General features: G+C 35.4%; 20 protein-coding genes, 1 pseudogene and 1 riboswitch. Of the genes and pseudogenes, 18 read left to right on the forward strand and 3 right to left on the reverse strand.

Annotated features, from left to right (window positions below):
- Positions 1-51 precede the first annotated feature (51 nt).
- Positions 52-96, forward strand: a riboswitch (PreQ1 riboswitch).
- 6 nt (positions 97-102) lie between these two features.
- The 5 genes and pseudogenes from QUF99_RS11410 to QUF99_RS11425 all read left to right on the forward strand — a co-directional run bounded on the left by QUF99_RS11410 (position 103) and on the right by QUF99_RS11425 (position 3,531).
- The gene (locus QUF99_RS11410; protein WP_289370156.1) at positions 103-588 is read left to right on the forward strand and encodes a QueT transporter family protein; all 486 of its coding nucleotides are present in this window, start codon (positions 103-105) and stop codon (positions 586-588) included.
- A gap of 823 nt (positions 589-1,411) precedes the next feature.
- Entirely contained in the window at positions 1,412-2,449 is a 1,038-nt protein-coding gene (locus QUF99_RS11415; protein WP_289370157.1) for an acyltransferase family protein, read from the forward strand.
- A gap of 34 nt (positions 2,450-2,483) precedes the next feature.
- Positions 2,484-2,558, forward strand: a pseudogene (locus QUF99_RS28685) (IS6 family transposase); the annotation flags it as partial.
- A gap of 124 nt (positions 2,559-2,682) precedes the next feature.
- Entirely contained in the window at positions 2,683-3,342 is a 660-nt protein-coding gene (locus tag QUF99_RS11420) for a ribonuclease H family protein (protein WP_289370159.1), read from the forward strand.
- Positions 3,343-3,354: 12 nt separating this feature from the next.
- The gene (locus QUF99_RS11425) at positions 3,355-3,531 is read left to right on the forward strand and encodes a zinc-finger domain-containing protein (RefSeq protein WP_289370160.1); all 177 of its coding nucleotides are present in this window, start codon (positions 3,355-3,357) and stop codon (positions 3,529-3,531) included.
- Positions 3,532-3,650: 119 nt separating this feature from the next.
- On the opposite strand, the gene QUF99_RS11430 is transcribed toward QUF99_RS11425, so the two are convergent.
- Both QUF99_RS11430 and cspD read right to left on the reverse strand, forming a co-directional pair.
- Positions 3,651-3,899 (reverse strand): DUF2564 family protein, encoded by a 249-nt coding sequence (locus QUF99_RS11430; protein WP_289370161.1) that lies wholly within the window; start codon positions 3,897-3,899, stop codon positions 3,651-3,653.
- A gap of 120 nt (positions 3,900-4,019) precedes the next feature.
- Positions 4,020-4,217 (reverse strand): cold-shock protein CspD, encoded by a 198-nt coding sequence (gene cspD / locus QUF99_RS11435; RefSeq protein WP_286124348.1) that lies wholly within the window; start codon positions 4,215-4,217, stop codon positions 4,020-4,022.
- 270 nt (positions 4,218-4,487) lie between these two features.
- On the opposite strand from cspD, the gene QUF99_RS11440 reads away from it, so the two are divergent.
- From QUF99_RS11440 to QUF99_RS11480, 9 genes are all read left to right on the forward strand, one after another.
- A complete protein-coding gene (locus tag QUF99_RS11440; protein ID WP_289370162.1) occupies positions 4,488-5,216 on the forward strand; it encodes a YqcI/YcgG family protein in 729 nt (242 codons plus the stop codon).
- Between the two features lie 153 nt (positions 5,217-5,369).
- Positions 5,370-6,002, forward strand: a complete 633-nt coding sequence (locus tag QUF99_RS11445) for a LysE family transporter (RefSeq protein ID WP_286124350.1) — start codon at positions 5,370-5,372, stop codon at positions 6,000-6,002.
- A gap of 19 nt (positions 6,003-6,021) precedes the next feature.
- Entirely contained in the window at positions 6,022-6,315 is a 294-nt protein-coding gene (locus QUF99_RS11450; RefSeq protein WP_289370164.1) for a cytoplasmic protein, read from the forward strand.
- A 232-nt stretch (positions 6,316-6,547) separates the two neighbouring features.
- Positions 6,548-7,177 carry a sterol desaturase family protein gene (locus QUF99_RS11455; protein ID WP_289370165.1) on the forward strand — a complete coding sequence of 210 codons (630 nt, stop codon included), beginning with the start codon at positions 6,548-6,550 and terminating at the stop codon, positions 7,175-7,177.
- Positions 7,178-7,372: 195 nt separating this feature from the next.
- Entirely contained in the window at positions 7,373-7,711 is a 339-nt protein-coding gene (locus tag QUF99_RS11460; RefSeq protein ID WP_289370166.1) for a DUF485 domain-containing protein, read from the forward strand.
- A 2-nt stretch (positions 7,712-7,713) separates the two neighbouring features.
- Complete coding sequence (locus QUF99_RS11465) at positions 7,714-9,264, forward strand: solute symporter family protein (RefSeq protein ID WP_289370167.1); 1,551 nt, start codon at positions 7,714-7,716, stop codon at positions 9,262-9,264.
- 183 nt (positions 9,265-9,447) lie between these two features.
- The gene (locus QUF99_RS11470) at positions 9,448-10,800 is read left to right on the forward strand and encodes an aspartate aminotransferase family protein (RefSeq protein ID WP_289370168.1); all 1,353 of its coding nucleotides are present in this window, start codon (positions 9,448-9,450) and stop codon (positions 10,798-10,800) included.
- A 525-nt stretch (positions 10,801-11,325) separates the two neighbouring features.
- Positions 11,326-12,159, forward strand: coding sequence for a MerR family transcriptional regulator (locus QUF99_RS11475; RefSeq protein ID WP_289370169.1), 834 nt, complete (start codon positions 11,326-11,328; stop codon positions 12,157-12,159).
- Between the two features lie 304 nt (positions 12,160-12,463).
- Complete coding sequence (locus tag QUF99_RS11480; protein ID WP_289370170.1) at positions 12,464-13,816, forward strand: MATE family efflux transporter; 1,353 nt, start codon at positions 12,464-12,466, stop codon at positions 13,814-13,816.
- A gap of 36 nt (positions 13,817-13,852) precedes the next feature.
- Here QUF99_RS11480 and QUF99_RS11485 read toward each other — a convergent pair whose 3' ends face one another.
- On the reverse strand, positions 13,853-14,524 hold the full coding sequence (locus tag QUF99_RS11485) for a DUF421 domain-containing protein (protein WP_289370172.1): 672 nt from the start codon (positions 14,522-14,524) through the stop codon (positions 13,853-13,855).
- A 189-nt stretch (positions 14,525-14,713) separates the two neighbouring features.
- Between QUF99_RS11485 and QUF99_RS11490 the strand changes: the two genes are divergently transcribed.
- The 4 genes from QUF99_RS11490 (at position 14,714) to QUF99_RS11505 (ending at position 17,833) form a co-directional block, all read left to right on the forward strand.
- Positions 14,714-15,292 carry a YdcF family protein gene (locus tag QUF99_RS11490; RefSeq protein ID WP_289374623.1) on the forward strand — a complete coding sequence of 193 codons (579 nt, stop codon included), beginning with the start codon at positions 14,714-14,716 and terminating at the stop codon, positions 15,290-15,292.
- A gap of 112 nt (positions 15,293-15,404) precedes the next feature.
- Positions 15,405-15,722: a magnetosome magnetite crystal formation protein family gene (locus QUF99_RS11495; RefSeq protein ID WP_289370174.1), complete on the forward strand. Its 318-nt coding sequence runs from the start codon at positions 15,405-15,407 to the stop codon at positions 15,720-15,722.
- A 129-nt stretch (positions 15,723-15,851) separates the two neighbouring features.
- The gene (gene nfsA / locus QUF99_RS11500) at positions 15,852-16,586 is read left to right on the forward strand and encodes an oxygen-insensitive NADPH nitroreductase (RefSeq protein ID WP_289370176.1); all 735 of its coding nucleotides are present in this window, start codon (positions 15,852-15,854) and stop codon (positions 16,584-16,586) included.
- Positions 16,587-16,978: 392 nt separating this feature from the next.
- Complete coding sequence (locus QUF99_RS11505; protein WP_289370178.1) at positions 16,979-17,833, forward strand: phospholipase C; 855 nt, start codon at positions 16,979-16,981, stop codon at positions 17,831-17,833.
- The last annotated feature ends 256 nt before the right edge of the window (positions 17,834-18,089 follow it).

The raw sequence follows: 18,089 nt of genomic DNA on the forward strand, positions 1-18,089 counted from the left end.
TTGACGAATAGGTGCCAAATGCGTAAAATATAATTTTGTTGTTTACAGACGACTCACGTGGTTCGAAACCATCCCACGTAAAAAAACTAAGGAGATTTTGTCATGAATATAAAAACAATTGTTGGTAATGGTATTTTAGCAGCGTTATATATCGCTGTCTCTATGCTTATTCAGCCGTTTGGCTTTACGAATGTACAGTTTCGTATTTCAGAGATGTTTAATCATCTTATTGTGTTTAATAAGAAGTCTATTTACGGGATTGTACTAGGCGTATTTTTAACAAATCTCTTTTTCTCACCTATGCTTGCTTATGATTTAGTATTTGGAGTGGGACAATCGATTATTGCACTTCTTGCTACAATTATTTCAATGCGTTTTATTAAAGGCGTTTGGGCACGTATGATTTTTAACACAGTAATCTTTACATTTACAATGTTTATGATTGCGATTGAACTTCATCTTGCGTTTGATTTACCATTTTTATGGACGTGGTTAACATGTGCAGCAGGCGAATTTATTGTAATGGCAATTGGAGCACCTGTTATGTATTGGGTTAATAAACGTGTTCAATTTGAAAAAGTTATGTAAGAGCTGTTTGCGATAGGAGCGTAACCTTAGTCAAGTAGACAGTACTTAAAATTTCATAGCTAAATAACCTGCATTCGATATTGTATCGAATGCAGGTTATTTTATTTCTTTTAGGGGGACCGTTCCATCACCATCAAGTTAAAGTTTTACGGGAACTAAACTAAGGAAATAATCTCAATTCTTGCAGGTAACTGTTGAAAGATAAATAGGGGTTCGGTGAAATCTTAGCTTGATAGTAATCTGAAGGTATGTGTATATCAGGATTTATTCTATACAACTTAAGAAAAATTTAGTACTGTATCATAGTTGATCAAGCATATGAACTAGGCATTTAATTATTTCAGCAGAATGCTTAATTTGTTCTGTATCAAAGCGAATTGAGATTGATTCAAATCGGATTGTTTTTTTTGATTACTTGTAATTATCCTGAAGTTTTTGTACCAGAGCCAGTTTTACAATGTTTTAGTAAGTTCAATGAATCTGCACACTTTTTGCATACTTATAATATAATATGTATGTGTAAATTATATTATAAATATGAGTTAGAAAAAATCTTCCCATTAATATATATCAATGGGAAGATTTTTATTTATTTGCTGAGGAGTTATATCGATATATGTCTCCCGCTGCATACCACTGTCCTTAGAATAACAATACCTATATCTGAAACTTCAATTATTTCTAAATGAGATATAGACCAACGTAACCAGAAAGCATTAAATCTAAAAATAGATGATTTGATTATAATTTTAAGGGTTTTTTAAGGTTATAAACGTAATATTAATTTGGTATGAAAATTTATTATTTTAGGTGGTATTAGAGAGTGAAAAGTAAAGTACAAGAAATTATTATTTTAAGAAGTATAGCGTGTTTAACTGTAGTTTTTATACATGCTATTACACGTAGTCCCTCCACGTTTGACTCTGTTAATAAAATGGATATAGCATTTTCATATTTGCAATTATTGTTAATGTATGGTACACCAATGTTCGTTTTTATATCAGAGTTTGTACTCGCTTACAATTATAAGGATCGAATACCAGATAAATTTATTTCAAAAAGAATAAAATTTATCTTGTTACCTTTTATATGTATGGGTATTTTTTATGCTGGATTTTCAGAGCATGCAAATGGAATTCAAGCAACAGCAATACAAAGTGTACGAAATATTTTTTTAGGAGATTATCATGGGTATTTTATCTTAATTATATTCCAGTTTTACTTTCTCCATATGATTTTTAATAAAGTTAAGAAAAAAATCTCCCCTAAACTTGTTCTTATTTCTGCACTATGTATTAACTTGGCGTATTTAAGTTTCTTTAATTTTGTTGAACCCTTTAATGTACCAACGGCAAATTATATTTGGTATAGATTCTCTTGGATTCCGTTTATAGGTTGGATTATTTATTTTGTTATTGGCTATTATGCAGGTTCTTATTATGAATATTTTAAATCACTATTAACTAGGAATTTGAAATGGATAATTCTTTCGTGGTGTTTGACAGGAGCCCTGTTTCTTCTTTTTCAATACTTTAATGTTTTAAATGATATTAGTTCTAAAAGAGTAGATGCACTATTGTATACGATATCAACGATTATGGTATTTTTCTATATTGCAACAAAGATAAAAAATATACCGCGCTTTTTATTATTAATCAATCGATATTCTTTTGGAATTTATTTGTTACATCCTTTTTTTCAGCAAACTATTGGAGATATGATTTTGATAAATATACCTTACCTAAATAATCTGTATGGCTCCTTGTTTCTTTATTTCATAATTGGAGTTATTGTGCCTATTCCTGTGGTTTACCTTCTAAACAAGATAAAAATAGGTGCGTACATTGTGGGGAAAGTATAAACGGTTTTGGTGTAAAAACTTCAAGATAATTGCAAGAAATCAGAAGGCTGCAAAGCGCTTTTTCAAGAAAGCTTTGCGGCCTTTTTATGTTTCGAAGTCTCGTGTCTTACTTCCATTGCTTCGCTAGGAAGTGTACTTACTAGCAGTAATAAAACATGAATAAAATATTCGTATACAATGCTGTGTCCCTTGGTAAAATAAAATATGAAGTCGGAAATAAAAGGGGAAACGGTATGAAATATAAAATGAACTGGTTGTATAAAACAAAACAGGGTCTACAGACTGAATTGACAACAGATTATGTTCGTTTAGAAGAAGCATTACAGCTTGCAACAGATTTTGAAAAGACAGGGAGAGTCAAAGAACTTTTATTTTATGATGAGATGGGAACGGCATGGACGTTAAAAGAAATGAAAAAACTGAGTAAACAAGTGGAGGAAGAACCGCAAGAAATAAGCGTGTATTTTGATGGAGGATATGACCTCGAAACGAAAGAAGCAGGCGTTGGCGTATGTGTTTACTATAAAAAAGGTGGGAAAACGTATCGGGTTCGCCGTAATGCTTATATAGAAGGTATATATGATAATAATGAGGCGGAATATGCAGCACTATTATATGGAATGAACATATTGGAAGAATTAGGTGTCAAATATGAGCTGATTACGCTTCATGGCGATTCTCAAGTCGTACTCCAGCAATTAGCCGGAGAATGGCCATGTTACGATGAACATTTGAATCACTATTTAGATCAGATTGAACAAAAAGCAAAGACAATGAAAGTGAAGCTTGTATGTGAAGCGGTGTCTAGAAAACAAAATAAAGAAGCACATCAATTGGCAACACAAGCATTGGAAGGAACCGTAATTGATAGTCACAAAGAATTAACGGAGTAGAGAGGTGCAGATGTGAATAGAAGGCAGCTCATTACAGAGGTAAATGATTTATTAGAAACATATTGCGAGGGATGTTTTGTACAGCAACATTTTCGTAAAGAACATAGTAAATATCATGCTCACTCCTTTTGTATTCGGCAATGTACAGTGGGAGAAAAGTTAAAAGAATATGGAGAGCGATTATCATAATGTGCCCTCACCAATTGGACACTTAGGGGTAGCTTAAGCTAATATGACTTCTTTGATTCTTCATTTTGGGTATTTAGTACGGGATAAAAAAACATCCAGAGATATCTCTGGATGTTTTTTTAATGCTTCGCTTCTTGCAATTGATGTTCGCATTGTTTTAATTTCATTTCTTCATTCAATAAAAAAGGTTCGTCTAAGTCTGTTGCGACAGTTTTCATTGTATCGAGTTGATAACGAGCTTCTTCGACTACAGTTGTCGCATGTTGTAATGAACCAGGATCCATTGAAATTGTCGCAGATCCTACCATTTTTTGTGCGTTTTCTACACGGAGTTTCACTTCTTCAAAATCATTTACAGGTGAACCCATTGTTTATTCCTCCTTTGTGATCTTTCTCATTTCACATAGTTTTTACTCTGCAAAAAGGAAATATACAAAGGAATAACAAAGGAGGTTACCAGGTAAGGTAACCTCCTGTTATAAATTGGATTAAAGTTTTACTACGTTAGCAGCTTGAGGTCCACGGTTTCCTTCAGTGATGTCGAAAGATACTTCTTGACCTTCTTCTAAAGCTTTGTAGCCGTCGCCTTCGATAGCTGTGAAATGTACGAATACATCGTCAGCGCCTTCAACTTCGATAAATCCAAAGCCTTTTTCATTGTTAAACCATTTTACTTTTCCTTGCATGTTACAATTCCTCCTAAAAAACGATTGCTTTTTCATTTAGCGACACAGACTTGAAATATGTACAAATTCATAAAACTGAAAGTCTTATATTATCGAATATTCTGCTAAATGATAATTTAAATATACACGAAATGGTAGATTTTAGTCAAGTAAGCGGTTTGAAATTTTTGTATTTTCAAATAATGTTTTACGCAAGTTTTACAGAATGGCATAGGACAACTTCTGTTTTAAATATGATTAAATAAAGGCTGTACATAATGAGGTGAGAGAATGAATCATTCGTATTTATTGGATAATGAGGCAATGAAAAATAGAAGTGATATACCTTCTTGGGTATCACAAGAATTTGAAAATTTTTCTAATGTTGTATTAGAAAAGACGTTTCCTTGCTATTTCGGCTTAACGGCTTTAAAGAAAAATGAACTTCGTTACTCGTTTCTTTCTCATGATGATTGGAGTCATCTGCCAAATACAATGCTATCTTTTTTACAGTTAATGCAGGAGCGACCGATTGTGAGAAGAGGTTTTTTTCTCTTTGTTGAACCAGAGCGTGAAGAGCAATCATTGGAACATTACCGGACGTATTTTTGGAAAGTGCTACAATATTTACATGAACAAGATAATCAGCCCTGGCCAGAACTGATTCCAGAAAATCCAGATCATTATTTATGGGAATTTTCATTTGGCGGGGAGCCGATGTTTGCGTTTGGCAATGCACCTGCCTACAAACAAAGAAAGACGAGGCATTTAGGAAATTCACTTGTTATAGGATTTCAGCCTCGCATTATTTTTGATGGACTAGAAGGAGATCGGCCTAAAGGTGCTTATTCAAGACAAATGGTAAGAGAGCGTGTTGAAAAGTGGGATCAGCTCCCAAAACATCCAAACATTAGCCATTATGGAGATCCAAATCACCGTGAGTGGAAGCAGTATTTTATTGGAGATGATATTGAACCAATAAGCGGGAAATGTCCATTTCACCATACAATAGAGAAATAAACGATATTACGTCAAGCCGTCATATAGGAACGGCTTTTTTGTATATTTTGGATAAAAAAGGACATTTTAAATATGTATATTTTCATAAAAGCTAGTCTATTTTCAGGTTCGCAATCATTACTTAATAGTAGCAAATGCAGAAAGGACAGGGCGATGTTTGGAGCAATTATACAACAAATTGTGTTAGGTATTTCATTAGCTGCACCAGTAGGGCCAATTAATATTGAAATGGTGAAACGAGGGATTGAACGAGGATTTTGGCATGCATGGGTCGTTGGGATAGGAGGAATGAGTGCAGATATTTTATTTATGCTCCTTATTTACTTCGGATTATCTTCTGTATTCATGTATACATATGTACAAGCATTCATGTACTGCGCTGGCTTTTTTTTATTGTTTTATCTTGGATTTCAAAGTGTGAAACAAGGGATTTTGCAATCAAACATGGAATATAAACAAGAAGAGATAGGCGGGCTTCGCCAATCCTATATGGCAGGTTTTTTAATCGCATTATCTAATCCATTAAATCTTGTCTTTTGGTTTGGTGTATACGGAAGTACGCTTAGCTCATTGTTAACGAAAGTAACGAAGCAGGAGGCATTTCTGTATAGTCTTTGTATCATTGCTGGGATTATTTTGTGGAATTTAAATATCGCTTTTTCTGTTCATTTTGGACGAACATTGCTTCGTCCAAAAGTACTCGGCTATATTACAGCAGGGGCTGGTCTAATCTTAGTTGGGTATTCAATCCATTTTGCGTATAAAGCTTTAGAGTTGTTCATATAAGATTGAAGGGGAGATTTTTATGTATCGAACCACGGTAAATGGAACAGAAATTATGATTACATTATCGCCAAAAATTCGTAAAGAAGTAACAGAAAGAAATCCGTTATATGAGGCTGTGCTACAAACAGCTGAGCGTTTGCTTCATACAAAACAACCGACATTTGCTGTAAATCATGAAACATTTGGGCTCATTATTGGAGAAGTCCAGAGCGGTGAAGTAACTGTCTTTGCGGTTGAGCATATTATTCCGAGACAAAATATATTTGGATCGGGTAATCATTTTATAACAATTGAGCGACGAGCAAATCTGTAATAGGAATAGAATAAAGTGAAACTTTTCTCAGTGGGGGTTTTCTTCATCCCCCACTGAGAATTAGTTAAACCAATCGGGCTTTTACGGGCAGTTATCCCCCACTTATCTTCTTTGTTGCTCTCTCTGAATCTTGTGGTGGTGGTCTTACTGCCCACGAATAGCGGGATAAATATAAAAGATCGGTCGTAACAATATGTTACGGCTGTTTTTTCTAAGGAGAGGGGTATAGAAAATGAAGAGGGTTCTAAAAGAGTTCTTCTTTCAACATGATATTGTCATTACGTTTGGAATTTTAATCGCTTTTATCATTATTTTGAAAACACAACTGTTTACAGGAATAGCGGTGATTGCGTGTATTGCTGGCATTATTTTTTATACGGTTAATGAGTATGTAACACATCGATTTTTATTTCATCTTAAACCGCCAAAAAATCCGTTTCTACTAAAGATGTTAAGAAGACTACACTATGATCATCATGTGTATCCCGATGATTTGAAACTGTTATTTTTACCTGTCTGGTACAGTTTGCCGGGCTTTACGATTTATTTGCTACTTTTATATGGGGCGACGAAACATATAACAATTACATTTGCATTTGGAATTGGGATGGTTATAATGCTGCTTGTATATGAATGGAAACATTATATTGCACACAGGCCGATGCGTCCTTTTACCCGTTTTGGAAGGTGGCTAAAAAAGCAGCACATATTGCATCATTATAAAAATGAAAACTATTGGTTTGGTGTGTCAAATCCGGTGTATGATTTTTTATTCGGTACGTATAAAAATGGAAAAGAAGTCGAACTGAGTGAAACAGCACGCAATTTGGAGAGAGAAAAAGGAAAGGATGCAGTGCTATGAGCACTGCTTTCTATTGTGAAAAAATATATTAAAAAATTGTAAAAAAATGATGAAAATTGTCTATCGGAAAATCTTTGCATCAAGACAGAGATTGTCTAAAATAGAAATAAGTTTCTGAATATTTGTAAAATTTAGTAATTTAAAATTAATTTAGGAAGAACAGTGTCATGATATGAGGGAGAGGGGAGATTATGAATGAAACAAGACAGTTCGGCTCGTCAGTTACAAGGTAAGGTAAATTATACAGAAGTGGTTCAGTCAGTAGAATTTCAATCATTGTTAGAAAAGAAGCGGAAGTTTATTATCCCAATGAGTATTTTCTTTTTGAGCTTTTTTATTGCATTGCCCATCTTGACTTCTTATTCAAAGGTGTTAAATACATCAGCATTTGGTGATGTGACATGGGCTTGGATTTTTGCTTTTGCACAATTTGTGATGACGTGGGTGTTATGTATGATTTATAGCAAAAAGGCGGAATCATTTGATGAATCTTCGAAGAAAATTCTTCAAGATATGCAAAAAGGGAGGGGATAAGATTGAACACAACAGCGTTTGCACTATTTTTAATTATTGTTCTGGGTACGCTCGTCATTACATATTTTGCATCGAAAAAAACGAAAAATGCGAGTGAGTTTTACACAGCAGGTGGAGGATTAACTGGCTGGCAAAATGGTTTGGCCATTGCTGGCGATTATATGTCAGCAGCTTCTTTTCTTGGAATCGCTGGGGCGATAGCATTAACGGGATTCGATGGTTTCTTTTATAGCGTTGGCTTTCTTGTTGCATATTTAGTTGTATTGTATCTCGTTGCTGAACCGCTTCGGAATTTAGGGAAATATACATTAGCAGATATGATTGCTGCTCGCTTTGATGCGAAAAAGGTGCGAGGGATTGCGGCTTTAAATACGGTAACAATTTCAATTTTTTATATGATTGCACAACTTGTAGGAGCAGGAGCACTTATTAAACTATTATTAGGAATTGAATATACAACATCGGTTTTAATCGTTGGAACATTAATGACAGTATATGTTATTTTTGGAGGCATGACGGCGACAAGCTGGGTACAAATTGTAAAAGCTGTATTACTTATGGCAGGTACATTTGTCATTTCAGTTATTGTATTTGCAAAATTTAATTTTAGTGTAACAGAAATGTTTGCACAGATGAAAACAGCAACGCCGCTACAAGAAGCATTTTTAAATCCAGGTGTAAAGTATAAAGATGGACTAGATACAATTTCTTTAAACTTAGGTCTTGTTCTTGGTACAGCCGGGTTACCTCATATTCTCGTTCGTTTCTTTACAGTTCGCGATGCAAAAACAGCACGTCAATCGGTTGTATATGCAACGTGGTTAATCGGTGCGTTTTATATTATGACGATTTTCTTAGGCTTTGGTGCCGCGGCGTTTGTAGGAAATGAAGCAATTATTCAGGCAAATCCAGCTGGTAATATGGCGGCGCCGTTATTAGCAAAAGCACTGGGCGGAGATTTCTTATTTGCTTTCGTGTCTGCGATTGCATTTGCAACGATCTTAGCTGTTGTAGCAGGACTGGTGTTAACAGCAGCGTCAGCTTTTGCACATGATTTTTACAATGAAATCATTCGTAAAGGTAAGTCAACAGAAAAAGAACAAGTGTCAATGGCACGCTATGCATCAATTGGTGTAGCCATATTATCGATTGCTTTAGCATTATTTGCACAAACATTAAATGTTGCTTTCCTTGTATCGTTGGCATTTGCGGTTGCGGCAAGTGCGAATTTACCAGTTATTTTGTTTACGATTTATTGGAAACGCTTTAATACGACAGGTGCCATTTGCGGTATGGTTGTTGGTTTAGTTTCAGCTATCGTTCTTGTGGCGTTAAGTCCGAATGTTTGGAGTCCTGAAGTAGGGAAAGCGATTTTTGTTGGAGAACCATTATTCCCTTATACAACACCAGGAATCATTTCCATTCCGCTTGGGTTTTTAGCAGCATATTTTGGGACAATCTTCTCCAGTAAGAAAGAGGATGCAGCGAAGTTTGATGAAATTTTAGTGAAGTCCAATACAGGACACGGAGTAAGTGACGTGTCGGCGCATTAAAAAGAAAAAGAGCTTTCCAAATGCTTGGAAAGCTCTTTTGTTTGAGAAACTTTGAAAAATATTGCTCGACAATCGGTAGGATTTGTCGACTTTACGTGGAATGAAAATAGCAGGGAAAGTTTTAACTCATCATGGCACCAACGCAGCTTGGAAAAATATCAGTTGTTATGGAAGGTGGAATGTATGGTGAAGACGAGGCTGTCAGATGAATTATTAGCAAAGGATGAAAAATATGTATGGCATGGGATGCGTCCGTATAGCCCAAACAGTACAATGATTGGAGCGAAAGCGGAAGGGTGCTGGGTAGAAGATACAGAAGGAAGACGTTATCTCGATGGCATGAGTGGCCTTTGGTGTGTGAATAGTGGATATGGAAGAAAAGAACTTGCTGATGCAGCGTATGAGCAAATGCAAAAGTTAGCATATTTTCCAATGTCACAATCACATGAACCAGCGATTCAGCTTGCTGAAAAGCTAAATGAATGGCTTGGAGGAGACTATGTCATTTTCTTCTCTAACAGCGGATCAGAAGCAAACGAAACGGCGTTTAAAATTGCTCGCCAATATTATGCATATAAAGATGAGCCACACCGTTATAAATTTATGTCACGATATCGTGGTTATCATGGGAATACGATGGGAGCGATGGCGGCGACAGGACAAGCGCAGCGGAAATATCAATATGAACCATTTGCCGCTGGATTTTTACATGTAACACCGCCAGATTGTTACCGGATGCCTGGTATTGAGTCACAACATATTTATGACGTAGAGTGCGTAAAAGAAATCGACCGCGTTATGAAATGGGAACTAAGTGAAACAATTGCTGGGTTTATTATGGAGCCAATCATTACAGGTGGAGGTATTTTAATGCCGCCGCAAGACTATATGAAAGCTGTTCATGAAACGTGTCAAAAGCATGGTGCGTTGCTTATTAGCGATGAAGTCATTTGTGGTTTCGGACGTACAGGGAAACCATTTGGATTTATGCATTATGATGTAAAGCCTGATATCATCACGATGGCGAAGGGAATTACCAGTGCATACTTACCGTTATCGGCAACAGCGGTGAAAAAAGAAATTTATGAGGCGTTCCAAGGGGCAGGGGAATATGAATTTTTCCGCCACATTAACACCTTTGGTGGTAATCCTGCAGCTTGTGCATTGGCATTGAAAAACTTAGAGATTATGGAAAATGAAAACTTAATCGAACGTTCTGCACAAATGGGTTCGCTTTTATTAGAGCAACTACAAGAAGAAATTGGTGACCATCCATCTGTTGGAGATATTCGGGGGAAAGGGTTACTCGTTGGTATTGAACTTGTAAATGATAAGGTGACGAAAGATCCAATTGCTGGTGATAAAATTGCGAGTGTGATGAATGCATGTAAAGAAAAAGGTCTCATTATTGGTCGTAACGGGATGACAACAGCGGGGTATAACAACATTTTAACATTGTCGCCACCACTTGTTATTTCTAGTGAGGAAATTGCGTTCATTGTAGGAACAGTGAAAACAGCGATGGACCGTATTTGATAAAGTGAAACTTCCATCAGTGGGGGTTTCATTCCCCACTGATGGTTAGCCTTCGCCAATCGGGGTTTTACTGCTCGTTAATGCAGGATAAAAATGAAAAATCGAGCCAGAATGACAGCGGCTCGATTTTTTGCAATCGTTCGTTAATGAACACCTTGTTCCTCTGTCAGTCCATCTAGTGCACTTTTTAGTGAAACAAACCAATTGTTTTCATTATGGTATGCAATCAGTTGTTCCAAAAAAATATCTTTACGGTTCATGAAACACCTCCGCGAGTATTTATTACAGCATACATATTTCATTCGCTCTTTAGAGATTTTTTTCCTATATTCATACTCATTTATTTCATTAAAATGGTTTGTGAGTTTTTCAAAATAGAAAGTAGAATTGGAGACTTTATTATTTAAAATACAGGATTTGTACTTGTATAATAAAGTAAACGAGTGGATAAAAAGAAAAAGACAACAAAGATTTTTAAGTCTGTTTTGGCAGATGAATGAACTCGAAATGAACGGAGAAATAAATATGTTATTAAACCAACGATTTACAATCGGAGAAATGGCAAAAATGCACAACATTTCGGAATCCACATTGCGCTATTATGATGAAAAAGGTATTTTTCATCCAGCTATTGTCGATCCGCAAACGAATTATCGTTATTATACAATTGATCAATTTTCACTTCTGGATACAATTAAATTTTTACGGCAGTTAAATATTTCGTTAAAAGAAATTAAGCAATATATTGATGAAAGAACACCATCTTATGCATTAAACTTACTGGAAAAGCAGCAAGAAATGATGGTGAAGAAGCAAAGGGAAATCGAATATACATTGGCAAAAATAAAACACAAAATTGAATTGATGAAAGAAGCTGTAAAAGCAGATGCAGATACCATCTTTTTTTTAGAACTACCAAAGCGAAAAATCACGGCACTTCCTATTGCGCCAAATATAACGGATGATATGTTTGATTATTATATTCATTCATTGCAAAAAAATATGAAACAACTAGATGATAGTTTATTTTCAGGTGATCTTGGCGTTACAGTTGCCAAAGATGCACTGCTTCAAAATGAGTTTCAAGCATATAACAGTGTATTTATCCTTCTTGAGTACATGCCATTTCAAATCGATACTCCCAATGTAATTGAAGAGGGCATGTATGCGTGTGTGTATCATCATGGACCGTATGAAGAAACGGATAGAACGTATAAGAGATTGTTACAAGCTATTGAAGAAAATGATTATGAAGTGTACGGAGATGCAATCGAATTAGCGTTAATTGATTGGTCTGTAACGGATAATCCAGAGGAGCAAGTGACGGAAATACAAATTCCTGTGAGGAAAAGAAAATAGATATATATAAATACAAATTAAAAAACCGACATAAACCCCTTCTTTTTTGGTGGGAAAAAGCATCCGGCCATACATAGAAGCGGTCAGATCCTTTTCCTGCCCAGACATAGTGAAAACAAAGAGAGAAAACGAGTGCAGGTCACCTTTTGTTATCCACAGCCGCGGCTTATATGTCGAAAAATCAAAATGGATTTATATAGTACGGATTTTGTTAGCTGAAAACACGTTTTTTACTTCTCTCTTGACCTTCAAGTAACTTGAAGGTTTAAAATATGAACAGAGAGTTGTAAAGGAGCAAATTGTAATGGAAGCAACTGAGAAATTAAGAGAAAAACCAATTAAAAGTTTATTTATTTCCTATTTAATCCCGGCAGTACTTGGAATGGTATTGATGTCGGTTAATATTATGATTGATGCGGTGATGATTAGCCGCGGCGTTGGAGCAAATGGTTTAGCAGGAGTGAATGTTGCTGTTCCAGCTTTTTCAATCTTTTTCTCCATCTCATTATGGATTGGAATGGGCGGAGCCACATTATACTCCATAGCGCTAGGAGAAAATAAAATAGAGCGAGCACGGTCTATTTTTACACAATCGATGACGGTAGCGGTTGTGATTGTTGGTATTTTAATGGTTATTTGTTTATGGAGAATAGAGGATTTAGCTTATTTATTTGGGGCAAATGCTGTCATTTTACCATATGCATTAGATTATCTACATGTATTATTAGCATTCGGCATGATATATGTATTAGAAAATATTTTGAGTACGTTTATACGGAATGATGGGAATCCAAATTTAGCAATGGCAGGTCTCATTATAACAGCAGTACTGAACATCGTATTTGATTATATTTTTATCTTCATTTTTGGCTGGGGTGTAACAGGAGCTGCATCTGCTACCATTTTATCTGCGGCAATTGGTTTTCTTGTATTACTCAGTCATTTCTTTAGAAAAAACAGTATTTTAAAATGGACGAAATTACATTTAGAATGGCCAACCGTAAAGCAAATTATGGTCATTGGTTTTCCAAGTTTTACGACAGAAATAACGGTAGCCATTGTAACAATTGGATTTAACATAGCATTTATTCAATATGCTGGAGAACAAGGTGTTGCATCTTATGCGATGGTAAATAGTATTCATTCGATGACACTGTTGTTATTCTTTGGTGTTGGCGCAGCACTTCAGCCGATTGCAAGTTTTCATTACGGTGCCAACTTGTCTGAAAGGTTGAGAGAAGGGTTACAGCTTGCAGTAAAAACGGCAGTTGTGCTTGGATGTGTAGCAAGTATAATCGGTTTATTCTTTGGGAAACACGTTATCGATTTATTTGACGTTCAATCAGCAGATTTACTTAACTTGACTGTGACTGGAATTAGCTTATTCTTCCTTCAGTATGTATTTTTAGGCTATAACATCGTGTATGGAGAGTATTTTCAGTCGGTGAGACAAACGAGCAAGTCAGTCTTTATTATTTTGAGCCGTGGATTATTGTTTATTATACCGCTTCTTTGGATCATGCCAAAGGTGTTTGGGGTAAATGGAATATGGCTTGTAATGCCCGTCGCTGAACTATTGACAGCGTGTATCGTTTTCACGATGAATCGTTTTTTTCATCCAGTTCCGATGCAAAGGTTAGAAGAAAAACATGCATAAAAAATGTTTGTTAGGATGAAATCCCCTTAACGTATGTTAAGGGGATTTCTTTAGACTAACAGTGAAAGAACCATCTGTTTCCTGGACAGAAGCAAATGCAATATCTCTTATGTCTTCGAATCCTCTTGCTTGTAATTCCTGTCTCAGCCAATCCTCATTTTTATGAATGAGCTTTAAGTTGTCATATTGAATGTGTTCATCAACAATCACTGCAATTGGTAATCCTGTATATTCGACATCCATATTCATATCCTTTGGAGTAAGAGGGACAAGTTCTCTTTTTGGCAAAATGCTGATTGCACCATTTGCTTCTAAAATGGCATATTCAATTTCATTCACACTAGGGTATCCAGCCACCCTAAGGTTAGAAAGTAACTCTGCTATAGGGTATCTACTTTGCTTTAAGTTTTCAAATACAATATTTCCATGTTTGATAAGAATCGTTGGATGGCCAAGGATAAAACGATTAAGTTTATTTAGCAAACTAAGTTTTGTAATAAAAAGGTGGATGCATGTAATAACGATTATACCAACAATGCTTTGCAATGCACCATCTACAGGTATAGCGCTAAAAGCTAAGTATGATAAAAAAATAATAGCTCCGAAATCATGCGGCGTAAGTTGTGCCAGTGCTGATTTTCCTAATAGCTTGATCGATACAATGAATACTAAAAAGAAGAACGTTACATTACATAAAAAAACAATCAATGTTTACACCTCTTATATGAAATTCACACTGTAGATTGTGTATTATACGTTATTCAATATTCCCACCCTTGTGAGAAATATTACGTTTTGAGGATAAAATAGGATGTATTGCAAAATTTAACTATGTAAATGTCATAGGTGATATTATGATGAAGAAAAATGAAGGGGACAGGAGATCATAGAGCAATGTTGAAAAGAAAAAAACTTATAAAGTATATCTTTATTTTGTTTATGATTGTAGTAAGTTACATGGGTGCCTTGCAATATACAATTTACAAGCATGGTCATATGGAAGCACCAAATGATGCGGAATATATGATTTTACTTGGTGCACGTGTGAAAGGAAATGAGCCGTCTCTTTCACTGCAATATCGGATTGATAAAGCCGCAGAGTATTTAAAAAAACACCAACAAACGACCGTGATTGTATCTGGCGGGAAAGGAAAAGGAGAGAATATTTCCGAAGCATCGGCAATGAAACGTGAATTAATGGAACAAGGAATTGAAGAGGAACGAATTATAATGGAAGATCGTTCTACAAGTACAGATGAAAATATAAAATTCTCAAAATCTCTTATTCCATCAAATAAACAAAAAGGTATTATTGTTACAAATGATTTTCATATGTACCGTGCAAAAAAGATTGCCGAAAAACAAGGTTTACAGTTAGATGGTCTTTCTGCAAAAACACCGAAAGTGAGTGCCATTAAATCTAATGTTCGTGAATATTTGGCGATTACAAAGTATTGGTTGATGAATCAAATATAATGATGAATCTTACAAATTTGTAATGATTCTGAAAGGTAAAGCGATGGTTTCTAAAGTTTTGAAATGGCATAATAAAGGTAACAAAAACAACGAAACTTTAGAGGTGAACGCTATGAAAGGCAATAATATTTTATCTTCATTATGTTACTTTAGTATTTTCTTTGCACCGTTTTTACTACCAATTATCGTCTACTTTATTGGAGAAGATGACGTGAAATATCATGCGAAAAAAGCATTATGGACACACATTATTCCCTACGCAATATTATTTGGCGGTCTTGCTGTAAGTGGTGCATTTGGTATTAGTATGGGAGAGTCAACAAGTGTTGGTTTCGGTATTATCACAACTTATGTGATATTCGCGATTGTAGGAATTTATTATTTCGTTTGGAATATTGTAAAAGGTGTGAGAGTGCTAAAAACGGTATAGTGGTTAGGAAAGGATCAATCAAAAAATTGGTCCTTTTTTGTGTCTAATTGTGCTATGAGCATATACTTTGTATGTATGCGAAGAATGTGCTAATTATTGGGTATTCAGACTATAAAAGGTGGAGATATAATGAATGAAATCATACGTACAATGGAACAGCACGTATCAGTCCGCAAATATAAAAATGAGCCAATTCCAAAGAACATAGCTGAAAGGATGGTCCAAGCTGCACAATATGCTGCATCCTCTCATTTTGTCCAGGCGTACTCTGTTGTATATGTCACAGATGCAGCACTGAAAGAAAAATTGGCGGAGTTATCTGGAAATCGTCATGTGAAAGAGTGTGCGGCATTCTTTGTTTGTTGTGCAGATTTAAAGCGGTTAGAAATAGCATGTGAAAAACACGGCACAGAAATCAAACATGATACAACAGAAAACTTTATTGTTGCTACTGTAGATGTTTCGCTTTTCGCACAAAACTTAGCGCTTGCAGCAGAATCTCTCGGATACGGTATTTGTTATATTGGCGGAATTCGTAACAACCCAGAGGGGGTAAGTGAACTTCTTCATTTACCAGATAAAGTGTACCCAGTGTTTGGAATGACAGTTGGAGTACCAGATGAAGATCATGCGGTGAAACCTCGTTTGCCAGTGGGAGCTATCTTACATGAAAATGCGTATGATGAAAACAAATATAACGAATTATTAGAGGGATATGACCATACGACAAATGAGTATTACAAGGGAAGACTGGCAAACCAAAAGAATGTTACGTGGACCGGATCGATGAGTGCTTTCATGTCGAAAGAGAACAGATTGCATATGAAGGGATTTTTGAATGAAAAAGAGTTGAATAAAAAATAAGTTTTGTAAAAAGCAAATCTGTATGATGCAGGTTTGTTTTTTTTGTTAGTTTCATTAGCAAATAAGTCAGACCTTTGAAAGACTTTTGTAACATTTATGAAAGAGAAATGAAAGATTTGTTAGATAAGATGAGGCTTATCTACTCTTATTATGGGGTTACAACAACTTTCCAACTACAGATAGCACAACAACTAGGCTCAAATCAAGATAAAATGTGGGCAATTTCTGCTCCCAAAAGTATTGCTGGCTATGAATTAGTACCTTTACCATAAAGTATCTGTTACATTCAGCTTTATATAACTGCACTTATTAGTATTTAATGTGTCTTCCGGTAAGGTAAGAGAAAACTCTATGAAGGAAAGTTAAATTATACATCAAATGGAGGAATATTTATGAAAAGAAAAATTTTTGCTATAGCTTCTGTAATTGCTTTAACAGCCCCTATTCAAAGTGTGGCGTTTGCACATGAAAATGATCAGCAATATGATCCGCCTATTGCTCAAAGATGGTCAGCAGAATCTATACATAATGAAGGAGTAAGTTCTCATTTATGGATTGTAAACAGAGCCATTGATATTATGTCCCAAAATACGACTGTTGTGAAGCTAAATGAAACAGCTCTATTAAATGAATGGCGTACTGATTTGGAGAAAGGTATTTACTCTGCGGATTATCAAAACCCATACTATGATAATTCCACATTCGCTTCACACTTCTATGATCCTGATTCAGGAAAAACGTATATTCCGTTTGCTAAACAAGCAAAGCAAACAGGAGCGAAATATTTTAAACTAGCTGGTGAAGCTTATCAAAATAAAGATATGAAAAATGCATTCTTTTATTTAGGATTATCACTTCATTATTTAGGGGATGTTAACCAGCCTATGCATGCAGCAAACTTTACTAACATTTCGCATCCATTTGGCTTCCACTCAAAATATGAAAACTTCGTTGATACAGTGAAAGACAATTATAGAGTAACAGATGGAAATGGCTATTGGAATTGGCAAAGTGTAAATCCAGAAGAGTGGGTTCATGCTTCGGCTGCTGCTGCAAAAGCTGATTTTCCATCAATTGTTAATGATAATACGAAAAATTGGTTCCTAAAAGCAGTGGTATCACAAGACTCTGCTGACAAATGGCGTGCTGAAGTAACACCGGTAACAGGAAAACGTTTAATGGAAGCACAACGTATTACAGCTGGATATATTCACTTATGGTTTGATACGTACGTGAATCAACAATAATAAATAAATTTACACATGACACAAATTATTTATGCCAAAAAATTAATATGAAAAGAGAGAGGCTTTTACTAGAAAAGCCCTCTCTTTCTGCTTCTATTAAGTTAATCCAATTTATCTGCATATTGTAATCATGTTTGATATACGAATTATCTGTGCAACAAGGATGTCCTTATTGAGATATGGCAACAATTCAAGGGATAACCCACCATATTTAAAAATTTCCCATTTTTGGCAGAGAAAAGTTTCTTATTAATAT

It is taken from the genome of Bacillus sp. DX4.1, assembly GCF_030348195.1.
Taxonomy (GTDB): Bacteria; Bacillota; Bacilli; order Bacillales; family Bacillaceae_G; genus Bacillus_A.

Coding starts and splice junctions, on each gene's coding strand:
- QUF99_RS11410 (WP_289370156.1), top strand. CDS start 103: ATGAATATAAAAACAATTGTTGGTAATGGTATTTTAGCAGCGTTATAT.
- QUF99_RS11420 (WP_289370159.1), top strand. CDS start 2,683: ATGAAATATAAAATGAACTGGTTGTATAAAACAAAACAGGGTCTACAG.
- QUF99_RS11430 (WP_289370161.1), bottom strand. CDS start 3,899: ATGGGTTCACCTGTAAATGATTTTGAAGAAGTGAAACTCCGTGTAGAA.
- cspD (WP_286124348.1), bottom strand. CDS start 4,217: ATGCAAGGAAAAGTAAAATGGTTTAACAATGAAAAAGGCTTTGGATTT.
- QUF99_RS11440 (WP_289370162.1), top strand. CDS start 4,488: ATGAATCATTCGTATTTATTGGATAATGAGGCAATGAAAAATAGAAGT.
- QUF99_RS11445 (WP_286124350.1), top strand. CDS start 5,370: ATGTTTGGAGCAATTATACAACAAATTGTGTTAGGTATTTCATTAGCT.
- QUF99_RS11450 (WP_289370164.1), top strand. CDS start 6,022: ATGTATCGAACCACGGTAAATGGAACAGAAATTATGATTACATTATCG.
- QUF99_RS11455 (WP_289370165.1), top strand. CDS start 6,548: ATGAAGAGGGTTCTAAAAGAGTTCTTCTTTCAACATGATATTGTCATT.
- QUF99_RS11460 (WP_289370166.1), top strand. CDS start 7,373: ATGAAACAAGACAGTTCGGCTCGTCAGTTACAAGGTAAGGTAAATTAT.
- QUF99_RS11470 (WP_289370168.1), top strand. CDS start 9,448: ATGGTGAAGACGAGGCTGTCAGATGAATTATTAGCAAAGGATGAAAAA.
- QUF99_RS11475 (WP_289370169.1), top strand. CDS start 11,326: ATGTTATTAAACCAACGATTTACAATCGGAGAAATGGCAAAAATGCAC.
- QUF99_RS11480 (WP_289370170.1), top strand. CDS start 12,464: ATGGAAGCAACTGAGAAATTAAGAGAAAAACCAATTAAAAGTTTATTT.
- QUF99_RS11495 (WP_289370174.1), top strand. CDS start 15,405: ATGAAAGGCAATAATATTTTATCTTCATTATGTTACTTTAGTATTTTC.
- nfsA (WP_289370176.1), top strand. CDS start 15,852: ATGAATGAAATCATACGTACAATGGAACAGCACGTATCAGTCCGCAAA.
- QUF99_RS11505 (WP_289370178.1), top strand. CDS start 16,979: ATGAAAAGAAAAATTTTTGCTATAGCTTCTGTAATTGCTTTAACAGCC.